This window comes from Spirillospora sp. NPDC047418, from assembly GCF_040643275.1.
GTDB lineage: Bacteria > Actinomycetota > Actinomycetes > Streptosporangiales > Streptosporangiaceae > Spirillospora.
The window spans coordinates 66,476-73,157 of sequence record NZ_JBEYTW010000038.1; the positions used below are offsets into that span (position 1 = coordinate 66,476).

The following is a 6,682-nucleotide window of genomic DNA, read 5'->3' on the forward strand; positions in this document are numbered from 1 at the left end:
AGATCACAGCATGCGTCTGTAGTGGGCACTTGGTGGCGTAAGTAAATATGGATTAACCTCCGTTGGCAAGAGCAAGCGGCATGACACCAGTGCGGAGGTTCTGCGTGGACCGTTTCGTTCAGATCGCCGGGGTCGGGATGACTCCGTTCTCCAAGCCCAGTGCGGGCACCCCCTACACGGTGCTCGCCGAGCAGGCCGCCCGCGTCGCGCTGGCGGACGCGGGCCTCGACTACCGCCAGGTGCAGCAGGCCTACGCCGGTTACGTCTACGGCGACTCCACCTGCGGCCAGGCGGCCCTGTACGGCCTCGGGCAGACCGGCATCCCCATCGTCAACGTCAACAACAACTGCGCCACCGGCTCCTCTGCGCTGTGGCTGGCCCGCCAGGCAGTCCAGAGCGGCGAGGTGGACTGCGTGCTGGCCGTCGGCTTCGAGCAGATGCGCCCGGGCGCCCTCGCCAGCGTCTGGGACGACCGCCCCGACCCCCTGCAACGCTCCGAGACGGCGATGGCGCAGATCCAGGGAGCGGACGCGCACGCACCGGTCGCCGCGCAGTTGTTCGGCGGCGCCGGCCAGGCCTACGCCGACGCGCACGGCACCGCGCCCGAGACGTTCGCGAAGATCTCGGTCAAGGCACGGCGCCACGCCGCAGGCAATCCCTATGCGGTGTTCCGGACGGCGCTGACCGAGGAGGAGGTGCTGGCGTCCCCGCGCATCTACGGGCCGCTGACCCGCCTGCAGTGCTGCCCGCCCACCTGCGGCGCGGCCGCCGCGGTGGTCTGCAGCACCGACTTCGCGCGGCGGCACGGCCTGGACGCCTCCGTCGCCATCCGCGCCCAGGCGCTCACCACCGACACCGCTTCCACCTTCGACGCCGGAGACATGATGAAGGTCGTCGGCTACGACATGAGCCGGGCCGCGGCCGAGCGCGTCTACGCCGACGCCGGCGTAGGGCCCGACGACATCGATGTGGTGGAGCTGCACGACTGCTTCACCACCAACGAGCTGATCAGCTACGAGGCGCTCGGGCTCACCCCCGAGGGGACCGCGGAAAGGTTCGTCCTGGACGGCGACAACACTTACGGCGGGAAGGTCGTCACCAACCCGTCCGGCGGGCTGCTGTCCAAGGGACACCCGCTCGGCGCAACGGGCCTCGCGCAGTGCGCCGAGCTGGTCTGGCAGCTGCGCGGCCAGGCCGACGCCCGGCAGGTCGAGGGCGCCCGGCTGGCACTCCAGCACAACATCGGGCTCGGCGGCGCCGCCGTGGTCACCCTCTACGAGAGGACCAGCTGAGATGGCCGGATCACCAGCGACCGGCTTGTCCACGCCGCCGTCGACCGTCGATGTAGAGCGCGGGCGGCTGCGGCTGTTCGCCAAGGCCATCGGGGAAACCGACCCCGTCTACACCGACCTCGACGCCGCCCGCGGCGCTGGCCACCGCGACATGCCCGTCCCCCCGACCTTCCTGTTCTGCCTGGAGATGGACCGGCCGGACCCGTTCGCCTTCCTGACCGAGGCCGGAATCGACCTCGACCGGGTCCTGCACGGCGAGCAGAGCTTCACCTACCACGCGCTCTGCCACGCCGGCGACAGCCTGACCTTCGAATCCCGCATCACCGACGACTACGAGCGCAAGGGCGGCGCGCTGCGGTTCCTCGTCCGCCAGACCCAGGTCACCAGAGCCGGCCTGCCGATCGCCGAGCTGAGCAACGTCATCGTCGTCCAGCAGGAGAAGGCGGAAGCATGATCCCCCTCACCGACCTGCGCGAGGGCGACGAACTGCCGCCCCTGCGGCTACCGAAGATCAGCCGGACGACGCTGGCCCTGTACGCGGGCGGATCAGGCGACCACAACCCCATCCACATCGACATCGACGCCGCCCGCAACGCCGGGCTCGACGACGTCTTCGCGCAGGGCATGCTCTCCATGGCCTACCTCGGCCGGCTCCTGACCGGCTGGGTCCCTCAGGACCGCATCCGCTCCTACAGCGTCCGCTTCACCTCCATCACCCCGCTGCACGCCGAGCCGATCTGCACAGGCCAGGTCACCGCGATCGAAGACGGCGACGGAGAACGCCGCGCCCGCCTCGACCTCCAAGTGGCCCTGAACGACGGCACCATCACGCTGCGCGGCCAAGCCCTCATCGCACTGGCATGACAGCACCGGAAAGGACTCCCGTGGGAACACTCGACGGCAAGATCGCCCTGGTCTCCGGCTCCGGCCGCGGCATCGGCCGCGCCATCGCCCTCAAACTCGCAAGCCACGGCGCCCGCGTCGTCATCAACGACCTCGACCCCGAACCGGCCGAAGAGACCCTGGCCGAGATCAAAGCCGCAGGCGGCGAGGCGGTCGCCTGCGTCGGCAGCGTCACCGACGAAGACTTCACCGACCGGTTCGTCGCAACCGCCGTCGACAACTACGGCGGCATCGACATCGTGATCAACAACGCCGGCTACACCTGGGACAGCGTCATCCAGAAGATGACCGACGAACAGTGGGACGCGATCCTGGACGTCCACCTCAAGGCACCGTTCCGCATCCTGCGCGCCGCCCAGCCGGTCATCAGCGCCCACGTCAAGGCCGAACAAGCCGACGGCATGCGCGTCCACCGCAAGATCGTCAACATCTCCTCGATCGCCGGGCTCGGCGGCAACGCCGGCCAGGCCAACTACAGCGCCGCCAAGGCCGGCATCGTCGGCCTCACCAAGACCCTCGCCAAGGAATGGGGCCGCTACGCGGTCAACGTCAACGCCGTCGCCTACGGCCTCATCCGCACCCGCCTCACCGAGGCCGCCGCCGACACCGCCACCACCATCGACGTGCAAGGACGCCAGATCAAGGTCGGCGTCAACCCCGGCCTGCTCACCGCCATGGAGCAGATGATCCCGCTCGGCCGGGCCGGCACCCCCGAAGAAGCCGCCGGAGCGGTCTACCTGCTGTGCCTGCCAGAGTCGGACTACATCAGCGGCCAGGTCGTCGTCTGCGGCGGCGGCTACTCCTGAACGGACCTAACATTCCCCACGTGATGCCGACCGAGGACAAGCCCGCGATGACCCGGACGAGCACCCATCCAGCACGCGGCAGGCGCCCACGCGACCGCAAGGCGCAGATCGTGACCGCCGCCGCCGACCTGTTCCACCAGCACGGCTACCACACCGTCACGATGGACCAGATCGCCGGCGCGGTCGGCATCACGGCCGGGGCCCTCTACCGCCACTTCCGCAACAAACAGGAACTGCTCGCCCGCACCGTCGACGACGGCCTCTCGGCGTTCGAGACCGCCGTCCGCGGCACCGCACCAGGAGACATCGACACCCTCCTGGACGTCATGGCCACCCTCACGCTGGACCGCCGCGACCTCGGAGTGCTCTGGCAACGCGAATCCCGCAACCTTCCCGACACCGACCGCGACCGGCTACGCCACCGATTCCGCAGCGTCGCCGAAAACACCGCCCCGGTCATCCAAACGGCCAGACCCGGCCTCACCACAGCCGACGCCGACCTGCTGACCTGGGCACTGTTCGCCGTCTCCGCCAGCCCCTCCCACCACAGCGCCCAACTTCCCCGCGCACGCTTCCACGCCCTCCTGCAGCAACTCGGAAGTGCCGTGATCCACACCGCGCTCCCCGACTCCCAGGAGAGGCCCGACCGCCCCCACACCGAGACGAACACTGGGCTCTCCCGCGCGTCCCGCAGAGAATCCGTCCTCGACGCCGCCGCCCGCCTGTTCGGCGAACACGGCTACCAGGCCGTCAGCATGGAGGACATCGGAGCCGCCGCCGGCATCAGCGGCGCCAGCATCTACAACCACGTGACCGCCAAGTCCGAACTCCTCGTCGCGGCCCTCACCCGCGCCGCCGACGCCCTGCACATGGACGCCAGCCGCATCTTCGCCACCGCATCCACACCCGGCCAGGCACTCACCCGACTCCTCCGGTCCTACATCGACCTGACCCTGACCTCCAGCCACCTCACCAGCGCACTGATCACCGAGGTCGTCCACCTACCCGACGACCAACGGCGCACGATCCGCCGCCTGCAACACGACTACATCGGCGAATGGGTCCAACTCCTCGCCACCGAGACACCCGACCTCACCGAACCCGAAGCCCGCGTGATCACCCAGGCCGTCCTCGCCCTCGTCAACGACCTCGCCCGCATCCAACACCTGCGCCGACGCCCCCACCTCGACGACGACCTCGCCGCCCTGGGGCAAGCCGTCCTCACATCACCACGACCAGCAAACCCCTGACCCGGGGCGAGGTGCCGACGCTCGTTCAGGACATCGGCACCTCACACTGTGGGCTAGAGCAGGCGTTGCCCGTCGTGCCCTTCTCAGCGGCTTCGACGCCGATCGTCACCGGGACGGCACTAGTGGTCGAGGCCGTCTGAGGAGTGCAGCACCCCGATGCCTCGGCCTTCTCCAGGGTATCGGCGTCAGCCTTGACCACGTAGACCTCCCACGGCTCCTTGCCAAGGCCGGTGACCCAGACCTTCTCCTGCAGCGCGTAGCAACAGGAGTGTCGTTCTCCTCAAAGGTGGTCAGGGCGTGGGTTGAGTGAGATTCGAGCCCACAACCTACAGACTGAGACTGTCTACATCTAGACCATCCCGTGCCGCTACTTCTCTCCGTGCCACTGAAACGCCGAGCAGACAACGAGCCGGCATGGTCCGCCAGCGACCGTGTGCAGGCATTCAAGACGTCCGATAGTGCTCACTCGTCATTGAACCGTCCCCGCGGGCGCGGGGCCGAGACCGAGCCTGCTGGGCTTGTACGGCCTGCTACGCGCCGCCTGTCCTGCGATCCGGCTCGCCGCCGCTGTGTCCACCGCCACCATCATGGCATCGGTAGCGCTCACGCCCGGCCAGGTCCCCGCCGAAGCACGCCCGCCCCCGCTCCCGCCATCTCCTCCAGCGACGGCGCCCGGGCCGAGCCCCCGTCGCCGCCGCTCCCGCCCCCATCTCCATGCTCGGCACTCATGGTCGCCAACATCAGATTAGGTCGGCGAGTTCTGACTCGCCAAGCGGCAGCCGGGTCGAACCAGTCCGAGTCCCACCGCCGGTACCGGACCGGCATCAGCACCCGCCCGGCGGTCGCGTGCTGCTGGTGGTAGGCCATGTAGTCGTCGGTCTTGCCGGCGCCGATATAGGGGCCGTTGGCCAGGATCTGTGCGCCGGGCCGTGCCAGCCGGGCAGGGCTGGTCCAGCATGTGCAGTGCCTGCCTACGCGAACCCAGCAGCACGAGGCTCCCGATGACCTGCAGGCCGAGCGGCCGGCGGGTACGCGGCGGGCGTCCCTCCGTTGACCACCGCGTACCGAGCGTTCTTTACCTTTGGTCATCGGCCGGTAAGCCCTGTGGGCAAAGGGCTGAGGGCCAGTCGGGGAGAGCCCGGGAACACCCGGGGGCCTGACGCTGTTGGTGAATCCTTGGAAGGGCATTGAGCGGGCATAACCGAGGTTTGTGTCTGGTTTGCTTTTCCCGGGAAGGTTGCCTACCTTCTATCCGAATCCCGCAGCGCGCCCCATGCGTTGCCGCCGGCCGTGCCACGTGCGGCCGAGGATCGCGGAGCGGTATCCGCACGCGATGCGCGCCACACGATGCGCGCACCCTCACCGAGATCAGTCGCTGAGATATATCCGAATAGTCTGCACCGCTTCCGCGGTGCGAGGCCGAGTCCGTCCAGGTCGACACGACCGGACGGAGCCGGGGACCCAACGTTCCAGGGGTGAATCGGCGCGCCGAAGAGTCGCGCCGTAGGGCTGCTTCCATGCCCGAATCCGTCAGCTAACCCGGTAGGCGTCATGGAAGACAAGGAGATTCCCTGCATGATCGGTCGTTTCGATCGACTTTCGCTCAACCGCTTCTCGTCCGAGGACAAGGCTGTCGGCGTCGCCGCTAGTGCCGTCCTCGCCGGCGCCGTCGGGCTCGCCGTCCTGAACCCCCTCGCCGGCGGCAGCGCCGCGGCCGAGACCCCCGCCCAGGCGGCCGCCGCGGCCGCCGAGCAGGGCACCGAGTCGAAGGGCTCGGCGGCCATGACCACCGCCGAGGCCAAGGAGGCGGGTTACAAGGTCGCGCCGCGCGACGTCAAGGCATCCGAGGTCATCAAGCTGGCCGAGAAGCAGGTCGGCATCAGCGAGGGCAAGGACAAGCAGACCAAGTTCCACGAGTGGTACGTCTCGACCCCGCACGCCAAGGCCACCGCCGAGCGCGACGGAGGCTTCTCGGTCAAGGCCTACAACGGCGCCCAGTGGTGCGACATGTTCGTGTCCTGGCTCGGCGCCCAGACCGGCGTCAAGAACATGGGCTGGGACGCCTACACCGTCCAGCACGCCAACTGGTTCAAGGACACCGGCCGCTGGGGTAAGGCTGCCAAGCCCGGCTCGCTCGTGTTCTTCGACTGGAAGCAGGGCGCCGACGCGGATCTCAGTGCCATCGACCATGTCGCACTTGTTGTCAAGGACAACGGCGACGGCACCATCAGCACCATCGAGGGCAACACCGACGACGCGGTGAAGCAAGAGGTGCGCGACAAGTCCGACGTGGTGGGCTACGGATACCCCGACTACGCCAAGAGCTGACCTCCAGCCCCTCCAGAACCCTCCAGACCCTGAAGGCGCCCGGCCCCCCCCCCCCGGCGCCGCCGGCGGAGCGGCCAGGGAGAACACCATGATCATTTAGCGC

Annotated in this window: 6 protein-coding genes and 1 riboswitch; all 6 genes read left to right on the forward strand. The window is 68.7% G+C overall.

All coding sequences use genetic code 11. The features are described from left to right. Positions 1 to 104: 104 nt before the first annotated feature. Positions 105 to 1,292, forward strand: a complete 1,188-nt coding sequence (locus tag ABZ806_RS23550) for a lipid-transfer protein (protein ID WP_500219515.1) — start codon at positions 105 to 107, stop codon at positions 1,290 to 1,292. 1 nt (position 1,293) lies between these two features. After that, entirely contained in the window at positions 1,294 to 1,746 is a 453-nt protein-coding gene (locus ABZ806_RS23555; protein WP_500219516.1) for a MaoC family dehydratase N-terminal domain-containing protein, read from the forward strand. Continuing rightward, positions 1,743 to 2,156 carry a MaoC family dehydratase gene (locus ABZ806_RS23560; protein WP_500219517.1) on the forward strand — a complete coding sequence of 138 codons (414 nt, stop codon included), beginning with the start codon at positions 1,743 to 1,745 and terminating at the stop codon, positions 2,154 to 2,156. The genes ABZ806_RS23555 and ABZ806_RS23560 overlap by 4 nt, the downstream gene beginning before the upstream one ends. 20 nt (positions 2,157 to 2,176) lie before the next feature. Then, positions 2,177 to 3,001 carry an SDR family NAD(P)-dependent oxidoreductase gene (locus ABZ806_RS23565; protein ID WP_500219518.1) on the forward strand — a complete coding sequence of 275 codons (825 nt, stop codon included), beginning with the start codon at positions 2,177 to 2,179 and terminating at the stop codon, positions 2,999 to 3,001. A 23-nt stretch (positions 3,002 to 3,024) separates the two neighbouring features. Then, positions 3,025 to 4,251 carry a TetR/AcrR family transcriptional regulator gene (locus tag ABZ806_RS23570; RefSeq protein ID WP_500219522.1) on the forward strand — a complete coding sequence of 409 codons (1,227 nt, stop codon included), beginning with the start codon at positions 3,025 to 3,027 and terminating at the stop codon, positions 4,249 to 4,251. A 1,407-nt stretch (positions 4,252 to 5,658) separates the two neighbouring features. After that, positions 5,659 to 5,815, forward strand: a riboswitch (cyclic di-AMP (ydaO/yuaA leader). 11 nt (positions 5,816 to 5,826) lie between these two features. Beyond that, positions 5,827 to 6,579, forward strand: coding sequence for a CHAP domain-containing protein (locus ABZ806_RS23575; protein WP_500219519.1), 753 nt, complete (start codon positions 5,827 to 5,829; stop codon positions 6,577 to 6,579). Positions 6,580 to 6,682 lie beyond the last annotated feature (103 nt).